This window comes from Acinetobacter sp. WU_MDCI_Abxe161, assembly GCF_025514355.1.
Lineage (GTDB): Bacteria > Pseudomonadota > Gammaproteobacteria > Pseudomonadales > Moraxellaceae > Acinetobacter > Acinetobacter pittii_E.
This window is the reverse complement of record NZ_JAHPTU010000001.1, coordinates 370,168-388,931: the sequence shown is the minus strand read 5'-3', so window position 1 is coordinate 388,931 and position 18,764 is coordinate 370,168. Positions and strand designations below refer to the sequence as shown.

Below are 18,764 nucleotides of genomic sequence, written 5' to 3'. Positions count from 1 at the left end.
CATGTTTGAGCTAACATCGGCGAACGATATTAGCCCTTATGAGAAAATTATTAATGTTCTTTAATTTTTGAATGATGCTTGGTGTCTTTCATGAAAATATAAATAATGAGAGAAATGAAGATCATGATACTGACATAAATAAAGTACCAAGATTCATGTCCAGCTTCTTTAAAACTTAAAGCAAAGAACTCTGCTGTACCGCCGAATAACGTATTAGCAATTGCATAAGGTAAAGCTACCCCTAAAGCTCGGATATGAGCGGGGAAGAGTTCAGCTTTAACTACGGCATTAATTGATGTATAGCCAGTTACCATGACCAAACCTGCTAAACATAACCAGAAAGCAGTCCAATAGTTGTCTGTCGTTGCAAGGGTATTAAATAGAATATAAGTAAATAGAACCCCAGTTACACCAAAAGCGATCATGAGTGGCTTACGACCAATACGATCAGATAAAGCTCCCGCTACCGGCTGTAGACACATAAAAATAAATAGCGCTAAAGTTGTAATTTGGGTAGCTTCAGGTTTAGTAAATCCAGAAGTATTCACTAAATATTTTTGCAGATAAGTTGTATAAGTATAGAAAGCTAATGTCCCACCAGCTGTTAAAAACAATACTGTGAACGCTTCTTTCGGATAATGTTTAAATAAAGCAAACATGCCTGATTTGGGCTGGTCTGTTTCAGTTTGAGCATTTTTAAAAGATTGGGTTTCTAATAGGCCGCGTCGAATACGGAAAACTACAATAGCAAGTAAAGCCCCGATAAAGAATGGAATACGCCATCCCCAATCATGAAGTTGTTCTTCGGTTAGTACCATTTGTAAGATTAATAGAACACATAGAGCTGTGAGCTGACCGGCAATCAATGTTACATATTGGAAGCTAGAGAAAAAACCTCGGCGGTTTCTTTCCGCCATTTCACTTAAATAGGTAGCACTAGCCCCATATTCGCCGCCTACACTTAAGCCTTGAATTAAACGAGCGACTACTAAAAGAAGAGGGGCAAATACACCAATACTTTCATAACTTGGTGTCACAGCAATAAGCAGCGAACCTACACACATTAATGTGACGGATAGTGTAAGGCCTGCTTTACGCCCTTTACGGTCTGAATAGATTCCCATAATCCATGCACCGATCGGGCGCATGAGAAATCCTACCGCAAAAATTGCGGCTGCTTGAAGGAGCTGAGCAGTTTGGCTACCTTTTGGGAAAAATGCATGAGCAAAATAGAGCGTGAATGCGGCATATACATACCAGTCGTACCATTCGACAAGGTTACCCGCAGAACCACCCAAAATTGATTTTAGGCGTGTTTTTGTATCTAAATGAGGTTGTGGAGTTGTTGCGGTAGAAGGTTGATCAACCATGAGTCGCTCCATGTTTCGCTTGGGTTGAATGCTAAAAGAAAAGATTTATTCCGTTTCTACATATTTTCTAGAGGAGTATTTCACTTTATTTTTTTTATGTCTGTAAAACAATGTTTATTATTTAAGCAAAGGAATAAGTTGAATATTTATGTGATTTCAAATTAGCCGATCAATATATTTTCATCATCTAATTCTCATATTTCGCATATTATTTTTCCCAAGTAGTAAAAAACTGATAAAGAATGAGTGATGTTTAGGCGAAGAATTCCTGTATACCTTAAAAATAATGATATATTCCAAAGAAAATTTTTAATAAATACAGTTAGACATAATGTTTTGGCATTGTGAACTAGATGTGTGTGGATAATGAAAGGGACATTTAGATGTCAAGTTGCCCGAAAAAATATATTGTGGCTTTCGATCAGGGAACTACAAGCTCAAGAGCAATCGTTTTAGATCATGATGCTAACGTTGTAAGTATTGCTCAAAGAGAATTTACTCAGATTTATCCGCAGCCAGGTTGGGTCGAGCATGATCCTATGGAAATTTGGGCAACGCAAAGTGCTGTTTGGGTAGAAGCTCTAGCTCAAGCAGGTATTAAGAGTGAACAAGTTGCAGCAATTGGCATTACAAATCAGCGGGAAACCACAATTGTTTGGGATAAAAAAACAGGCAAGCCTATTTACAATGCGATTGTTTGGCAAAGCAGACAGACGACTGAAATATGCAATCAATTGCATAAAGCAGGATGGCAAGAATACATCCGAAAAACCACAGGTTTAGTGATTGATCCGTATTTTTCAGCCACAAAAATTAAGTGGATTTTAGATCATGTTGAAGGAAGTCGTGAACGCGCTGAGCGAGGAGAGCTGTTGTTCGGTACAGTGGACACTTGGTTAATTTGGAAACTCACCAATGGTGCAGTTCATGTTACTGATTTTACCAATGCTTCACGAACCATGCTTTTTGATATCGAAAAGCTTGAATGGGATGAAAAACTTTTACAAGCTTTAGATATTCCTAGAGCAATGTTACCCGAAGTTCGTAGCTCATCTGAGGTTTATGGATATACACATACCATCAGTGGGCAAGAAGTAGGTATTCCAATTGCAGGAATTGCAGGCGATCAACAGGCCGCACTTTTTGGTCAAATGTGTGTTGAGTCGGGCCAAGCAAAAAATACCTACGGTACGGGCTGTTTTTTATTAATGAACACGGGTAAGAAGATTGTCCGTTCAGAGCATGGGTTACTGACTACTATTGCATGTGGTGCCAGTGGTGAAGTGAACTATGCTTTAGAAGGCGCCGTATTTAATGGTGGTTCTTGCGTACAGTGGTTACGCGATGAGTTAAAGGTCATTAAGAACGCTAAAGACTCTGAGCTTTATGCAACACGTGTAAAAGACAGCAATGGTGTATATGTCGTTCCTGCGTTTACAGGATTAGGTGCACCGTATTGGGACCCAACTGCGCGTGGAGCAATTTTTGGTCTGACACGTGGTGCCAGTATTGAACATATTATTCGTGCAACTCTCGAGTCGATTGCTTTTCAAACTCGGGATGTTTTAGATGCTATGCAGCAAGATGCAGAAGAAGAGCTTCGTACACTTCGAGTTGATGGTGGAGTAACTGAAAATAATTTCTTGATGCAATTTCAGGCCGATATTTTAGCGACACCAGTAGAACGTCCCATAATGAAAGAAACCACTGCTTTGGGGGCGGCTTTCCTAGCTGGATTGGCGACGGGTTTCTGGCAAGACCTTCACGAGTTAAGGAATAAATCTGCCATAGAAAAGGTATTTGAACCGAAAATGTCTTCTGAGCAATCCGAGCTGATTTATAAAGGATGGCTCAAGGCAGTGAAGCGTAGTCAAAGTTGGGCTGAGGATTGATCTATTCTTTAGCTGGTTGAATTCAATAGTGGGGTAATCAATTAACGATTAAATACTTGGTTATTTAAAATTGATTATTCTACTTTTTTGATTGTTGTTTCATCAATTTGATGGTTTAATTTTTATAAGATCAACAATAAAAAGAAGATGAGAAATGACAGTACAGCCTAATGATTATTCAAAAATATATGATCTTGCCGTAATTGGTGGCGGTATTAATGGCGTCGGTATTGCTAATGATGCAGCAGGCCGTGGACTGTCCGTATTTTTATGTGAAAAAGATGATTTAGCTAGCCACACCTCATCTGCTAGTAGCAAATTAATCCATGGTGGTCTGCGCTATTTAGAACATAAAGAATTTAGATTGGTTAGAGAAGCTCTAGCAGAGCGTGAAGTGCTAATGGCTAAAGCTCCACATATTATTAAACCCATGCGTTTTATTATGCCTCATCGACCACATTTACGCCCTGCATGGTTAATTCGTGCAGGACTGTTTTTTTATGATCACTTGGGAAAAAGAGAAAAATTATTAGGTTCGAATCTTATTTACTTCAAAGAAGATAGCCCCTTAAAACCAGCTATCACGCGTGGTTTTGAATATTCTGACTGTACTGTAGATGATGCACGTCTTGTAGTGTTAAATGCACTACAGGCCAAAGAGCAGGGTGCTAAAGTCGTGACACGAACACGATGTGTTAAGGCTTATAAAGAACAAGAACTGTGGCATTTAGAATTACAAAGTGGGGCTGAGTTTTATCAGATCCGTGCAAGAGCTTTAGTGAATGCGGCAGGACCTTGGGTCGAGAAAGTTATTAGTGAAAATCTAAATTTAAGATCGCCTTATCAAATCCGATTGATCCAAGGAAGTCATATTGTTGTACCAAAACTATATGATTGTCATAAAGCCTTTATTATGCAAAATGAAGACCGACGCATCGTTTTTGCAATTCCATATTTAGAAAAATATACGTTGATTGGTACGACAGATCAGGAATATACAGGTGATCCACAAAAGGTAGATATTACCGATGTAGAAATAGATTACCTCTTAACCGTGACCAATTCACATTTTAAAAAGCAGTTAACTAGGGCTGATATTGTAAGTCAGTATTCGGGTGTACGTGCATTATGTGATGATGAGTCAGATAATCCATCTGCAATTACCCGTGACTATACTCTGGCGTTGCAGAGTGAACATGAAAAAATACCTTTGTTATCTGTATTTGGCGGCAAGATCACGACTTACCGGAAACTGGCAGAGACTGCTTTAGAAGATCTATCCCCGTTTTTTAATAATATGGCAGAGGAGTGGACTGCAAACGAGCCATTACCGGGAGCCGAAAATTGGACAACCGTAGATGATTTAACGCATCAGATTCAGTCACGTATAAGCGGAGTTTCTGAGTCACTTGCCAACCGTTGGGCGCATGCATATGGCACAAGAGTGTGGAATATGCTTCAAGAGCGAAATGCATTAGAGCAATTAGGCCAAAATTTTGGACATGATTTATTTGAATGTGAAATTAAATATTTATGTGAATATGAATGGGCGAATACTGCTGAGGATATATTGTGGCGTAGAACTAAACTCGGTCTAGCATTTGATGAAAAACAAGTAAAAGTATTAGAAGCTTATTTATCTGAGCGTCGACAAAAAGATGATGCCGCATAATAAAAAAGGCCGCACATAGCGACCTTTTTTATATTTAGCAATTAGAAGCCAGTTTTTACAGCTTCAAGTAAAGCTGCTTGACGTTCTTTTAATGCTTTAGGTAAGCGATCACCTAATTTATTAAATAAATCAGTGTGGCTTTCAATTTCAGTAATCCACTGATCTTTATTTTGAGCTGTGATGAGGTCAAACTCTTCTTTAGAGAATTCAGTACCTTGCCAGTTCAAGTCGTCATATGTTGGAACAAGACCAATTGGTGTTTCAACAGCGTTTGCACGACCTTCACAACGGTCAATGATCCACTCAAGAACACGCATGTTTTGACCGAAACCAGGCCATACGAAGTTGCCTTCAGCATCACGACGGAACCAGTTTACGTTGAAGATTTTTGGTAATTTATTACCGGCAGCTTCAGCTTTTGTACTTACTTCTTGACCAATATTTAACCAGTGATCGAAGTAGTCAGCCATATTGTAGCCAGCAAATGGAAGCATCGCGAATGGGTCACGACGAACGATACCTTGTTGACCAACAGCAGCAGCAGTAGTTTCAGAACCCATAGTTGCAGCTTTATATACACCGTCAACCCAGTCGAAAGCTTCAGAAACTAAAGGAACCGTATCTGCACGGCGACCGCCAAAGATAAATGCAGAAATTGGAACACCTGCTGGATTTTCCCAGTCAGCATCGATAGAAGGACATTGACCAGCTGCAACAGTGAAGCGAGCATTTGGATGCGCTGCTTTTTCACCATTTACGTGAGGTTGACCTTTCCAGTTTGTTAAGTTTGTTGGAACTTCTTTAGAAAGACCTTCCCACCATACTTGACCATCTTCAGTAACCGCTACGTTTGTATAGATAACATCTTTGTGAAGAGTTGCCATACAGTTAGGGTTAGTCTTGGTATTTGTACCAGGAGCTACACCGAAGAAACCAGCTTCAGGGTTAATCGCATATAAACGACCATCTTCACCTGGTTTGATCCATGCAATATCGTCACCTACAGTTTCGATTTTCCAACCTTCATAGCCTGCTGGCGGAATTAACATTGCAAAGTTCGTTTTACCACATGCAGACGGGAATGCAGCAGCGATGTAGTGTTTTTCACCTTGAGGGTTAGTTACACCAAGAATAAGCATGTGTTCAGCTAACCAACCTTGTTCGCGTCCCATGACAGAAGCGATACGAAGAGCTAAACATTTTTTGCCCAGTAATGCGTTACCGCCGTAACCAGAACCGAAAGACCAGATTTCACGAGTTTCTGGATAATGAACGATGTATTTTTCAGGGTTACATGGCCAAGCAACATCTTGTTGACCTTCAGCAAGTGGAGCACCTACTGTATGTACACAAGGAACAAACTCACCGTCTGTACCTAATACGTCATAAACTGCTTTACCCATACGAGCCATTTTACGCATGCTAACAGCAACGTAAGGAGAGTCAGTTAACTCAATACCGATATGAGCAATATGGCTACCTAAAGGACCCATAGAGAAAGGAACAACGTACATTGTACGGCCTTCCATTGAGCCTTCAAATAAACCATTTAATTTTTCACGCATAACAGCTGGGTTTTCCCAGTTGTTTGTCGCACCAGCATCTTCTTTATTTTGAGAGCAGATGTAAGTACGGTCTTCAACACGTGCAACGTCAGATGGGTCAGAATTTGCAAGATAAGAACCAGGATGTTTTTCTTGGTTTAATTTCTGCATGGTGCCGTTAGCGATCATCAAGTCGATTAGACGTTGATACTCTTCTTCGCTTCCGTCACACCATTCGATTTTTGCTGGTTTGGTTAAGTTTGCAATTTCTTCAACCCATGCGATAAGCTTAGGATGACGAACGAATTCTGGTGCGTTCACTGTGGTCATGGTGAGGCCTATTCAAAATATGTACAACGTACAAGTCATTCATTGAGAGGTACAATGAAAGATCAAATAAAAAAGTGGCTGTATTAAAGCACAAAATCATAAAAAAAATAAGACTAAAGACTAAGAAATAGATATTTTGATTTTTTAAATTTTTATTATTTAAATCATTAACTTATAGTTTTTTACAATATCTTATTGGTCATATTTTTATGTTGTATGTATGTTATTTATCATATTTATTTATTTAAAAATCAATAGTTTGAATTAAATTTTTTTCTTGAGAATTATTATTGATTATATAGATGATGTTCATTCGAAATTTACATAAAGGGACTTTTATTAGACGTTTTTATATACAATATTTGTGATGAATCCCTCTAAGATAATAAAAATGCGGACTTTAAAACCTCTCTCTATCATCTATAACCAAAAATCGGGTTTTCATGCGTCAAAACATGAAGATATGTATGAGCAGTTAATGACTTTATTCACCGAATTTGGTTTCGAAATACAAGTTTTTGAATTGGCAGAAGATGTTTCCTTTGATGATTTGATGAGTCAAGTGATCCATCGGCATAGTCAAAACACAAATTTAGGCGTTGTCGTTGCAGCGGGTGGGGATGGAACCTTAAATGCAGTAGCGTCAAAGCTTAGACATACTCATATTCCTATGGGAATTTTACCTTTGGGGACCTTTAATTATGTCGCTAAAGTTTTAGATATACCGTTAGATTTGTTAGAAGCTGCTGAAGTTATCGCTACAGGTACATCTCGTTCTGTACATATTGCGACTATTAATGACCATGTTTATTTGAATAATGCGAGCCTAGGGTTGTATCCATTATTTATAAAAAAACGTGAGCTTTATAATAAGTACTTAGGACGTTTACCTTTACATGCCTATACCTCAGCTCTGGATGTCTTATTAAGAGAAAATAAATCCATGAAACTATCTGTCACAGTTGATGGGAAGAAATATCCAGTTAAAACACCTTTAATTTTCTTTGGTAATAACCAATTACAATTGTGTGATATGAAATTAAGGATTGCCGATTGTGCTGCACAAGGACGGGTCGCTGGAGTGGTCATTACAAAAAGTGATAGGCTTAGTTTATTAAACATGTTGTGGCAGTGGATTCAAGGCAAAGTAGAAGAAGCACAAGATGTTTATAGTTTTTGTGCAGATCACGTTGTGGTTGAATGTGCAAAAAAATCGAAACTCACAGTTGCTTTAGATGGTGAAATAATAGAGATGAAACCCCCTTTAAATTTCACTGTAGAAAAAAATGCTTTAAATATTATGGTGCCAAATGTTGCTACATCTGTCTGATCTGCATTTTGGAACAGAAATTGAGGCATGTTTAGATGCAATCCGACTTTTTTGCATTCAACATAGACCTGAAGTCATTGTTGTAAGTGGAGATATTACTCAACGAGCCCGATATCAACAGTTTTATAAATGCCGTCAGTTTTTAGATAGTCTTAATATTCCTTATCTTGTTGTGCCTGGTAATCACGATATTCCGTTGTACCATGTCTGGAACCGTTTTTTCTCACCCTTTACTCGCTACCAATATTTTTTTGGCCAGCTTGAACCAACTTTAGAAACTGAACATTTTTATATTGTTGGGGTGAATAGTATTCGCCGTCGTTATCATACTCGTGGACATATTTCGATTGAGCAAATTCAAACTACATATGAGCGATTACAGCAAGGGCCAGTGGATAAAATCAAATTAGTTGTTTTCCATCAACCTTTTTATACTCCACCTGATGATGAGCATGGTATTAAGGATTGCCCTGTATTAGGAAAAATGGCACTTGAAAAATGGAGTACAACAGGGCTATTTGGAATGTTGCATGGGCACTTACATAAAACTGCTGTATATGATTTAACGCAAATTTATCAGTTAAAGATAGATCATCCTATTTATGATATTCATGCAGGAACAGCAACTTCTAGCCGTTTGCATTATCATGTTCCAAATAGTTTTAATGTCATTTCAAATGAAGGAAAAATTAATCATTATTGGTTTAATTATGATTTAAAGATTTTTCAATTAATTTAATTTATAAAAATTCTATAAGACATTTAACTTAAGAGTAGATTGATAAAATTTTATCCATTACAATGCCTAAGCTTTAAATTCTATATATGGGGAATAGGAAAACATTCTAAATGTTTTATCATTTTAAAAATAATATTAATGGATACATAAAAAATTTTTAACTATATAAAAAGCCGCGATTTAAAGTAGCTACAATAAGGGTTTAGTGTTTTATGATAGTTAATAATATTTGATTAAAATGAGTATCTATTTGACTTAATATTTTAGAATAACTTAATAATATTTAAAATTTCATGGTGGAAAAATGGTACAAGTATCATTAATGGCAAATAATGCTTCAAAAAATAATACAGTTGATATTAATGTAGGCCAGACAAAAAATATTGTAGTAAATCCTAAAGAAGTCGCAAAAATCGATATAAATCCAGAAAATATTTCTTCAATAACAAGAGAAGGAAACAGTGCAATTGTTCATCTAAAAGATGGAACTGAAATTATTTTAGAAAACTATTTTATTAGCGAAAATCCGCAAATTCTTTTAAATGAAGGGCAGAGTTATTGGGCTGCTAATCTGGGAGAAGATGTTAGCGGACAGACCACTGTTAATTATTTAGAATTAAAAGATACACCAAAGTTTATAGATTCTTCATCTTCTGTACCTATCTGGTCGTGGGTAGTTAGTGCTTTAGCAGGGGCAGGAACAGTTGCTTTATTGTCTCGAAAAGATTCTAAAGATACGACGCCCCCTGAGCCAGGTACTTTGAATCTCAAAAATTTTTTAGATTCTGGAGTTTCAACAAACGACCAGATCACTCAAGACAAAAACTTTAATTTAAAAGTTGAAGCACAGGAAAATGGTAGCCGAGTAGCGTATTTAGTCTCTAGTGATGATGGAAAAACTTGGCAGGAAACAACGGTTGTTCAAAAAGATTTAACTGATGGTGTATATCTTTATAAAGCCGTAGTAACGGACCGAGCGGGAAATGCTTCGGAAACTGCTATACAAAAAGTTGTTGTAGATACTACGGCGCCAAAAGCAGGTGAACTGACTTTAGCTGATTTGACTGATACGGGTGTTTCGGCAACAGACCAGATTACGCAAGATAAGAACTTCAATTTAAAGCTTGAAGGACAGGAAAATGGTAGCCGAGTAACGTATTTAGTCTCTACTGATGATGGAAAAACTTGGCAGGAAACAACAGTTGCTCAAAAAGATTTGGCTGATGGTATTTATCTCTACAAAGCCGTAGTAACAGACATTGCAGGGAATACGTCAGAAACTGCTATACAAAAAGTTGTTGTAGATACAACAGCGCCTAAAGTTGGTGAACTAACTTTATCCGATTTGAACGATACAGGCGTTTTAGCAACAGACCAGATTACGCAAGATAAGAACTTCAATTTAAAGCTTGAAGGACAGGAAAATGGTAGTCGAGTAACGTATTTAGTCTCTACTGATGATGGAAAAACTTGGCAGGAAACAACAGTTGCTCAAAAAGATTTGGCTGATGGTATTTATCTCTACAAAGCCGTAGTGACAGACATTGCAGGCAATGTATCTGAAAGCGCTATACAAAAAGTTGTTGTAGATACTACGGCGCCAAAAGCAGGTGAACTGACTTTAACTGATTTGACTGATACGGGTGTTTCGGCAACAGACCAGATTATGCAAGATAATAATTTTACTTTGAAGCTAGCTCAACCGATTGTGATCGGAGAGCAAGCTGCTTTATTAGACCACTATGAAGTTTCAAAAGATGATGGAAAAACTTGGCAAGAAACAACAGCTGATCAAAAAGATTTAGCTGACGGTGTTTATCAATATAAAGCTGTAGTAACAGACGTTGCAGGGAATACCTCAGTATCTGCTATACAAAAAGTAGTTGTAGATCATTCCTTAAATGTTGAATCAACTACAGTAACTGTAAAGCCGATTACCGAAGACAATACAATAAGTCTAGTTGAAAAAGATCAAATTATTTCTATAAGACTGGAAGTAGGTAACCTACCAACAGATTTAAATAATTCTCTGACTTCAGTAAATACGACTTTAAACGATGTTGTTTATAACTTTCATTTTGATGAGGTCACCCAAGAGTGGGTTACTGAAATTCCAGCAGAGTTCTTGTGGTCAGAAGAATCGCAAACCAATATATCAATTGATATTAGTCTTACTGATCAAGCTGGCAATACAGCCATTATCAAACATACCCAAAATTATAATGTGGATCATACTCCGAATTCACCAACCCTAGATTCACTGACTTTCAATAATATAGATGGAGCTATCATTTCAGGTAGTGCATATAAAGGAAGTAAGGTCGATATCTACAATAAAAATGGTGATTGGCTTGCAAGTACAATAACGAATGAAGAAGGTAAATATACTTTACAAGATCTTTCAATTAACTCAAATCAAGAAGTTTACGCAGTCGCTACTTATAATGGTTATAGCAGTGAAAATTCATCAATTAGACTAGTTACTGAAGTTCCAGCTATTAGTATTACAAGAATTAGTCCAGAAGGTTTGATCACTGGTTATGCGACTGAAGGTAGTCATTTTATTGTAAAAGATCAGAATGGAAATATTCTACAAGAGTTTAACTCCATTGCATTTGAGGGCTCTGGTGTTACGCCTTTTAGTGTAATGGCATTAGGTGAAGTTAGACCATTTACTTTGTCCCTCGATCAGCCTTTGGAGGAAGGGACTCAAATTATTATCTCTACAGATAAAGATAATGTTTCAGGTCATCCACAATATATTACCGCAGACTATACGCCCGCGGTATTTATAGAAACTCCACAGTTTGATGTTAGTGGTGAAACTTTATCAGTACATGTTAATGAGCCGAACAGCTTTATTCGTGCATTTTCTGGAGAAGGCAATTTAATTGCTACAGGTTTTACCGATGAACAAGGCTTTGCAAGTTTAGTTGTTTTCCAATTTTTAAAAGAAGGCGAATCGGTTACCGTACAGGTAGTGGATAAAAATCAGAATGTTAGTGAAACCCTAATTGAAGTTCCAAACTTTGCTTATATTCCACATGTCGAACGTATTACACAAGAAGGCTTAATTTCTGGAGTTGCTGAAGATAATAGTACGGTAATCGTGCGTGATGCTGAAGGAAATGAATTAGGAAAGGTTACATTAGGTGATGATAATAGTTGGAATGAATTTAGTCATTTTAGCTTGAGTGTAAACCGACCTTTAATTGATGGAGAGCAAATTTCCGTTCAAATTATTGATAATAAAGGTTTGATGAGTCCTGAGCAGAATATCATTGTAGATCTGACTCCTCCACCTATTCCAACAGATTTAAATTTCAATGATGCTGGTGATCTAGTTTATGGTCATGCAGAACCTTTCTCTGAAATTTTAGTTAAAGATGGACAAGGAAACATTCTTAATAAATGGTTCTGGAATAACTGGACCGATGAAAGTGGAAGTTTCTCGATAGAACTAGGTATGTTTTTAACCAATGCCGAGACAGTTTATGTCACGGCTACAGATGTAAATGGAAATGTAAGTTTAGCAGCTCAGATACAGGCGCCTAACTATGCTTTTGCCCCATATGTAGATAGCTTTACTTCGGACGGAGTGATCAGTGGGCAAGCTGAAAATAATAGTACTCTCATTGTTAAAGATGCCAAAGGGGAAATCGTAGCCGAAATTAAAGTCGGTGAAGATAACGGTTGGAATGGATCAAGTTACTTTAAACTCCAGCTTGACCGCCCTCTTATTGATGGTGAGCAATTGTTCTTATCAATTAAGGATGCCCGTGGGCAAGTAAGTGCTGATACTGTAATTACCGCTGATACGGTTGCTCCTACACCAGCCAGCAATTTAGTTTTCTCAGAAGATGGTTCATATCTTACGGGTGTAGTAGAACTGAATACTACGATTCAGGTTTTTGATCATAATGGTCAGCTAGTGAATATATGGAATAATACCGTCAACTCGGACGGTACATTTACTATTTTCTTAGGTAGCAATAATTTACATGGAGAGGCATTCACGGTCACCGTTAAGGACCAGGCCGGAAATGTGAGTGAAGCTGTTTCAATAAATGCTCCACTTGATGATATTGCACCGGATCCAATTAAAAATATTTTACTTGATGCTAACGGTCAAAACTTTACAGCACAAGCAGAAGCAAATAGTCAGATCGAAGTTTTTGATTCATTGGGTAATCAGACGGGTTGGGGCTCTACAGATAGTGCTGGTAATGTCTCAGGTTTTTTCAGTCAAATCTATTTACATGGTGAGGAACTTACTTTTGTTGTTATAGATCGAGTAGGTAACCGCAGTGTTGAATTTAAGCAAAATGCTTTAATTGATACCATTGCACCCCATGCGATTGAAAATATTATCTTCAACGAAGATGTTCAAAGCTTTACAGCTCAGGCAGAAGCTGGAAGCTCTATTGATGTATTCGATCAGGATGGAAATAAGATTACTACTAGTTATACCGATAGCTTAGGTAATGTATTTGGTTATTTCCCGCAAGTTTACTTACACGGTGAGGAACTTACTTTTGTTGTAGTAGATCGAGCGGGTAACCGCAGTGCGGAGGTTAAGCAGAGTGTTTTGAATGACGATATCGCACCAAATCCAATTGAAAATATTGTATTAGATATCAATGGGCAGAACTTTACAGCTCAGGCAGAAGCAAATAGCCAAATTGAAATTAAAAATGCCAATGGTGATGTCATCGGATATGGATCAGCAGATAGTACAGGCAATGTTTCAGGATCTTTTTATCAAGTACATTTACATGGCGAAGAGCTCACGTTTGTTGTCGTTGACCGAGCGGGTAACCGTAGTACAGAAGTTAAGCAGAATACCTTGATTGATGATATTGCACCAAATGCAATTGAAAATATTTTACTCGACTCAAACGGTCAAAACTTCACGGCGCAAGCAGAAGCAAATACTCAAGTTGAAGTTAAAAATGCTGCGGGCGAGGTCATCGGTTCAGGTTACGTAGATGGCGCTGGTAATGTGTCAGGTTATTTATATCAAGTCTATTTACATGGAGAAGAACTCACTTTTGTTGTCGTTGACCGAGCAGGTAACCGTAGTGCAGAAGTTAAGCAGAATGCCTTGATTGATGATATTGCACCAAATCCGATTGAAAATATTGTACTTGATGCGAACGGACAGAACTTTATAGCTCAAGCAGAAGCAAACACTCAAATTGAAGTCAAAAATGCTGCTGGTGAAGTGATAGGGTCTGGTTCAACTGATAGTATGGGTAATGTTTCAGGTTACTTATATCAAGTCTATTTACATGGAGAAGAACTCACTTTTGTTGTCGTTGACCGAGCAGGTAACCGTAGTGCAGAGATCAAGCAAAACGCTTTAACTGATGACATTGCACCAAATCCGATTGAAAACATTATCTTCAATGAAAACGGTCAAAACTTTACAGCGCAAGCAGAAGCAAATACTCAAGTTGAAGTTAAAAATGCTGTGGGTGAGGTTGTAGGTTCTGGTTATGTAGATAGTGCTGGTAATGTCTCAGGTTACTTGAATCAAGTTTATTTAAAAGGTGAGGAACTCACTTTTGTTGTGATTGATCAAGCTGGTAATCGTAGCGTTGAAGTAAAACAAACAGCCTTTCTTGATAATACTGCGCCGGAAAATGCGACTAATTTAGTATTTAGCGAAGATGGTTCATATCTAACTGGTATGGCTGAACCCAATGCGACGATTCAAATATTTGATCAGAATGGGCAATTATTAAATCTTTGGAATAATAATGTTAATTGGGATGGAACATTTAGCATCTCTTTAGATACTAATTATTTGCATGGTGAAGAGTTTAAAGTAGTTGTAGTAGATCGGGCTGGTAATTTGAGTGGTGGGGTTACTGTAAAAGCACCGATTGATGATGTTGCTCCTGTGGCTGCAAGTAATCTCACGTTTAGTGAAGATGGTTCATCCCTTTCTGGTGTAGCTGAGCCAAATACCTTCATTCAGATTTTTGATCAAAATGGTCAACAGATGAATACGTGGAATCAGAGTGTAAATGCTGATGGTACATTCACTATTTCTTTCGGTACTTACAATTTACATGGTGAAGAGTTCACAGTCACTATTAAAGACCGAGCTGGAAATGTGAGTGAAGCTGTTTCAGTTAAGGCTCCATTTGATGATATTGCGCCAAATCCGATTAAAAATATTGTACTTGATGCGAACGGTCAAAACTTTACAGCACAAGCGGAAGCAAATAGTCAGATTGAAGTTTTTGACTCATTTGGTAATCAGATAGGTTGGGGCTCTACCGATAGCACTGGTAATGTGACGGGTTATTTATATCAAGTCTATTTACATGGAGAAGAACTCACTTTCGTTGTCATAGACCGAGTAGGTAACCGTAGTGATGAAGTGAAGTTAAATGCTTTGATGGATACCATTGCACCAAATCCGATTGAAAATATTATCTTTAATGAAAATGGGCAAAATTTTACGGCACAAGCAGAAGCAAATAGTTTTATTAGTGTCAAAAATGCTGCGGGTGAGTTTGTTGGTTATGGTTATGTCGATAGCACTGGTAATGTGACAGGCTACTTCAATCAGGTTTATTTAAAAGGTGAGGAACTCACTTTTATTGTTATAGATAGAGCAGGTAATCAAAGTATTGAATTTAAGCAAAATGCTTTAACTGATGATATTGCACCAAATCCGATTGAAAATATTGTATTAGATATCAATGGTCAGAACTTTACAGCTCAAGCGGAAGCAGATAGTCGAATCGAAGTTAAAAATACTGCGGGTGAGTTTGTTGGTTATGGTTATGTAGATGGCGCTGGTAACGTGTCAGGTTCTTTTAATCAAGTCTATTTACATGGCGAAGAGCTCACTTTTGTTGTAGTTGATCGAGCGGGTAACCGCAGTACAGAGATCAAGCAGAATGCTTTGATTGATGATATCGCACCAAATCCGATTGAAAATATTGTGTTCGACTCAAACGGCCAAAACTTTACGGCGCAAGCAGAAGTAAATACTCGAATTGAAGTCAAAAATGCTGTGGGTGAGGTTGTAGGTTTTGGTTATGTAGATGGTGCTAGTAATGTGTCAGGTTATTTTAATCAAGTCTATTTACATGGAGAAGAGCTTACTTTTGTTGTAATTGATCAAGCAAGTAACCGAAGTGTTGAGGTTAAACAAAATGCTTTAATTGATGATGTTGCACCACCAGCTGCTTCAAATATTACATTAACCTCCGACGGATTGCTTTTTGGTGAGGCTGAGCCAAATGCAACGATTGAAATTATTGATCAATATGGTGCAGTTATCACAACAACTTATGTTTGGTACGATGGCACATTTAATCAATGGATTAATCTGAGTCAATACCAGACACAAAATTTGAGTATTGTTGTTAAAGATATTGCTGGTAACCGAAGCGAAGTTGCTCATCAGTTAGTACCTGTATTTTCGAATTCACCAATTACTGCAACAGAGCTAAAACTGGATGTAGATGGTCATATTCTGACAGGAAAGGCAACAGCAGGAATGTCGATTGTTGTTACATCTATTGATGGTCAGATCATTAATGGAGGGTGGAATAATGTTGTGAATGATGATGGTAGTTTCGCTATTCAGTTAATTGATTACTATCTACAGGGACAGACATTACAAGTTCGAGTTTATGACCAGAATATCAATCAATATAGCCTAATCTCTGAAATTATTGCGCCTTTAGACAATATTGCTCCAGTAATTAATGATGTGGTGATTAGTAATGACGGTTATGGTATTACGGGACAAGCTGATCCGAAAGTAATCATTAAAGTAATGGATGCGGATGGCGATTTACGAGCAGAATTTCAATCGGATGAAGCTGGATATTTCAATGCTAGTATTTATCCACCATTATTACGTGGAGAGCAGTTATTTATCACGGCAACAGATTTAGCCAAAAATATAAGTACCCCACTTAATATTACTTTTAATCCAGATACTAATGCACCACCAACAGCAGATCAGGTCGTTGTATCTGAAAATGGTTTATTTATTGAGGGAACTGCTTCACTAAATAGTGAGGTGCGTATTTTTGATGTGTATAGTAATTATATTGGTGGTGGTTCTGTAGATGAAACTGGGCATTTTAATATCCAGTTATACTCACCTCAGGCGAATGGGCAAACTTTACGCATTGTTGTGGAGCAAAATGGCTATCAAAGCGCTTACACCGAAATTAAGGCACCCATAGACATCGTCGCGCCAAATGCAGCAACTCAGCTTGTTTTAGCAGATGGAAATATACTTTCAGGACAAGCGGAAGCATATTCAACGGTTAATATTTTTGATGTTAATAATAATTTAGTTGGTCAGACTACGGTTGGAAGTAGTGGTACTTTCTTGGCGCAATTATGGTCACAATATTGGCATGGTGAAACATTGACGGTAAAAATAGTTGATGCCAATCAAAATGTGAGTATAGGTACAACGGTTGTTGCTATAAATGATACAACAGCACCGAATGTAGCAACACAGCTTGCCATAAATGGATGGGGAGAGCTCACGGGACATGCAGAAAGTAAGGCTACTGTTGAAGTTACATATCATTTTGCTGATCAAGAACCTTCTGTAACAAGTACGACGGTCATGGCAGATGGAACTTTCTCTACTTATGTGGATGGGACTGCAACATCATTTGACCTTACTGTTATTGATCGTGCTGGAAACCGTAGTGAAACCATTAGCCAAATAATTAGTGATTTACCTACCATCACTGTTGATCAATTTAAAGGTGATGCTACGGATAATACATATGTAGTTGATCATATAAGTGATTTTGTTGAAGAATATACTGTTGAGCCGTATGCAACATATAAAGATGTCTGGATTGATAATAGCTATATGTATCCAGAATGGGTTAATGAAGGTCATTATGAACAGATATGGTTTGTTGATGGATATTATGATTCCCAATGGGTCACAAGTGGTTATTCAACTGTACAAAATATTTATCAAGATCAAAATGGTATAACTTATATTGATAATGGCACGGCAGATAGCGATTATAGTCGATATGAACAACAACATTATGATTTCGTGAATGGACAATGGCAAGAAGGCTACGAATTGACTTATATACGTTCTGAAGAAGGTTGGGTTGATACAAGTCATAATGAAGACGTTTATATTGATACAAGTCATTATGAAGATGTTTGGGTAGATACTAGCCACTATGAAGATGTTTGGGTAGAAAGTGGCTATTGGGAGAACCAGCTTGTCGAATCAGGCTACCGAGATGTCGATTTTGGTGGACACGATAAAATAGTTAGCTCTGTGAGTTATAGTCTGGTTGGATATTCTGATTGGTCGACAGGTCTAGAAAGCGGGCGTTATGTAGAAGACTTAGAGTTGGTTGGTTCTGCTCATCTAAATGCAACAGGCAATGCTTTAGATAATCTTTTAACAGGTAACTCTGGTAATAACGTTTTGAATGGGCGTGAAGGTAACGATACTTATATGACTAATGGAGGTGCTGATACCATTCTGTTCCAATTGCTAAATAGCCAAGATGCGACAGGCGGGAATGGACATGACACGGTGTTAGATTTTACTTTAGGTGATGTACGAACTGACCCTCAAGCTGACAAAATCGATTTAAGTGAACTATTGATTGACTATTCTAAAGATGTGAGCACATTAGCGAAATTTATTACTGTTGAGCAAGATGCTGGAAACACGACTATTAGTCTTGACCGAGATGGTGAAGGTACAATGTTCAATAGCGCGTCATTGATAACCTTAAATCAGATAAATACAACATTAGATGAATTGTTAAATAATCAGCAACTCTTTGTTTAAAAATAAAATTTATCTTTATAAAAGAGGCTATGAAAATGGCCTCTTTTATTTTGTGCTT

Annotated in this window: 7 protein-coding genes; 5 read left to right on the top strand and 2 right to left on the bottom strand. The window is 37.6% G+C overall.

The window, feature by feature from the left end:
* Positions 1-50 precede the first annotated feature (50 nt).
* Positions 51-1,382, bottom strand: a complete 1,332-nt coding sequence (locus KTI78_RS01805) for an MFS transporter (RefSeq protein WP_080649424.1) — start codon at positions 1,380-1,382, stop codon at positions 51-53.
* A gap of 371 nt (positions 1,383-1,753) precedes the next feature.
* Here KTI78_RS01805 and glpK point away from each other — a divergent pair, with 371 nt between their 5' ends.
* Positions 1,754-3,262 carry a glycerol kinase GlpK gene (glpK, locus tag KTI78_RS01800; protein WP_031949124.1) on the top strand — a complete coding sequence of 503 codons (1,509 nt, stop codon included), beginning with the start codon at positions 1,754-1,756 and terminating at the stop codon, positions 3,260-3,262.
* A gap of 154 nt (positions 3,263-3,416) precedes the next feature.
* The gene (gene glpD / locus KTI78_RS01795; protein WP_262445011.1) at positions 3,417-4,934 is read left to right on the top strand and encodes a glycerol-3-phosphate dehydrogenase; all 1,518 of its coding nucleotides are present in this window, start codon (positions 3,417-3,419) and stop codon (positions 4,932-4,934) included.
* A gap of 41 nt (positions 4,935-4,975) precedes the next feature.
* Here the strand turns inward: glpD and KTI78_RS01790 are convergent, their stop codons facing one another.
* Positions 4,976-6,808 (bottom strand): phosphoenolpyruvate carboxykinase (GTP), encoded by a 1,833-nt coding sequence (locus tag KTI78_RS01790; protein ID WP_031949122.1) that lies wholly within the window; start codon positions 6,806-6,808, stop codon positions 4,976-4,978.
* 391 nt (positions 6,809-7,199) lie between these two features.
* Between KTI78_RS01790 and KTI78_RS01785 the strand changes: the two genes are divergently transcribed.
* The 3 genes from KTI78_RS01785 to blp1 all read left to right on the top strand — a co-directional run bounded on the left by KTI78_RS01785 (position 7,200) and on the right by blp1 (position 18,706).
* The gene (locus KTI78_RS01785) at positions 7,200-8,138 is read left to right on the top strand and encodes a diacylglycerol/lipid kinase family protein (RefSeq protein ID WP_224991550.1); all 939 of its coding nucleotides are present in this window, start codon (positions 7,200-7,202) and stop codon (positions 8,136-8,138) included.
* Positions 8,119-8,877 (top strand): metallophosphoesterase family protein, encoded by a 759-nt coding sequence (locus tag KTI78_RS01780; protein WP_262445010.1) that lies wholly within the window; start codon positions 8,119-8,121, stop codon positions 8,875-8,877. Before KTI78_RS01785 ends, KTI78_RS01780 begins: the two co-directional genes overlap by 20 nt.
* 304 nt (positions 8,878-9,181) lie before the next feature.
* Positions 9,182-18,706, top strand: a complete 9,525-nt coding sequence (gene blp1 / locus KTI78_RS01775; RefSeq protein ID WP_262445009.1) for a biofilm-associated Ig-like repeat protein Blp1 — start codon at positions 9,182-9,184, stop codon at positions 18,704-18,706.
* Positions 18,707-18,764 lie beyond the last annotated feature (58 nt).

What these genes read in the sequence shown, in the direction of transcription:
- KTI78_RS01805 (WP_080649424.1), bottom strand. Translation starts at nt 1,382, where the DNA reads ATGGAGCGACTCATGGTTGATCAACCTTCTACCGCAACAACTCCACAA.
- glpK (WP_031949124.1), top strand. Translation starts at nt 1,754, where the DNA reads ATGTCAAGTTGCCCGAAAAAATATATTGTGGCTTTCGATCAGGGAACT.
- glpD (WP_262445011.1), top strand. Translation starts at nt 3,417, where the DNA reads ATGACAGTACAGCCTAATGATTATTCAAAAATATATGATCTTGCCGTA.
- KTI78_RS01790 (WP_031949122.1), bottom strand. Translation starts at nt 6,808, where the DNA reads ATGACCACAGTGAACGCACCAGAATTCGTTCGTCATCCTAAGCTTATC.
- KTI78_RS01785 (WP_224991550.1), top strand. Translation starts at nt 7,200, where the DNA reads ATGCGGACTTTAAAACCTCTCTCTATCATCTATAACCAAAAATCGGGT.
- KTI78_RS01780 (WP_262445010.1), top strand. Translation starts at nt 8,119, where the DNA reads ATGTTGCTACATCTGTCTGATCTGCATTTTGGAACAGAAATTGAGGCA.
- blp1 (WP_262445009.1), top strand. Translation starts at nt 9,182, where the DNA reads ATGGTACAAGTATCATTAATGGCAAATAATGCTTCAAAAAATAATACA.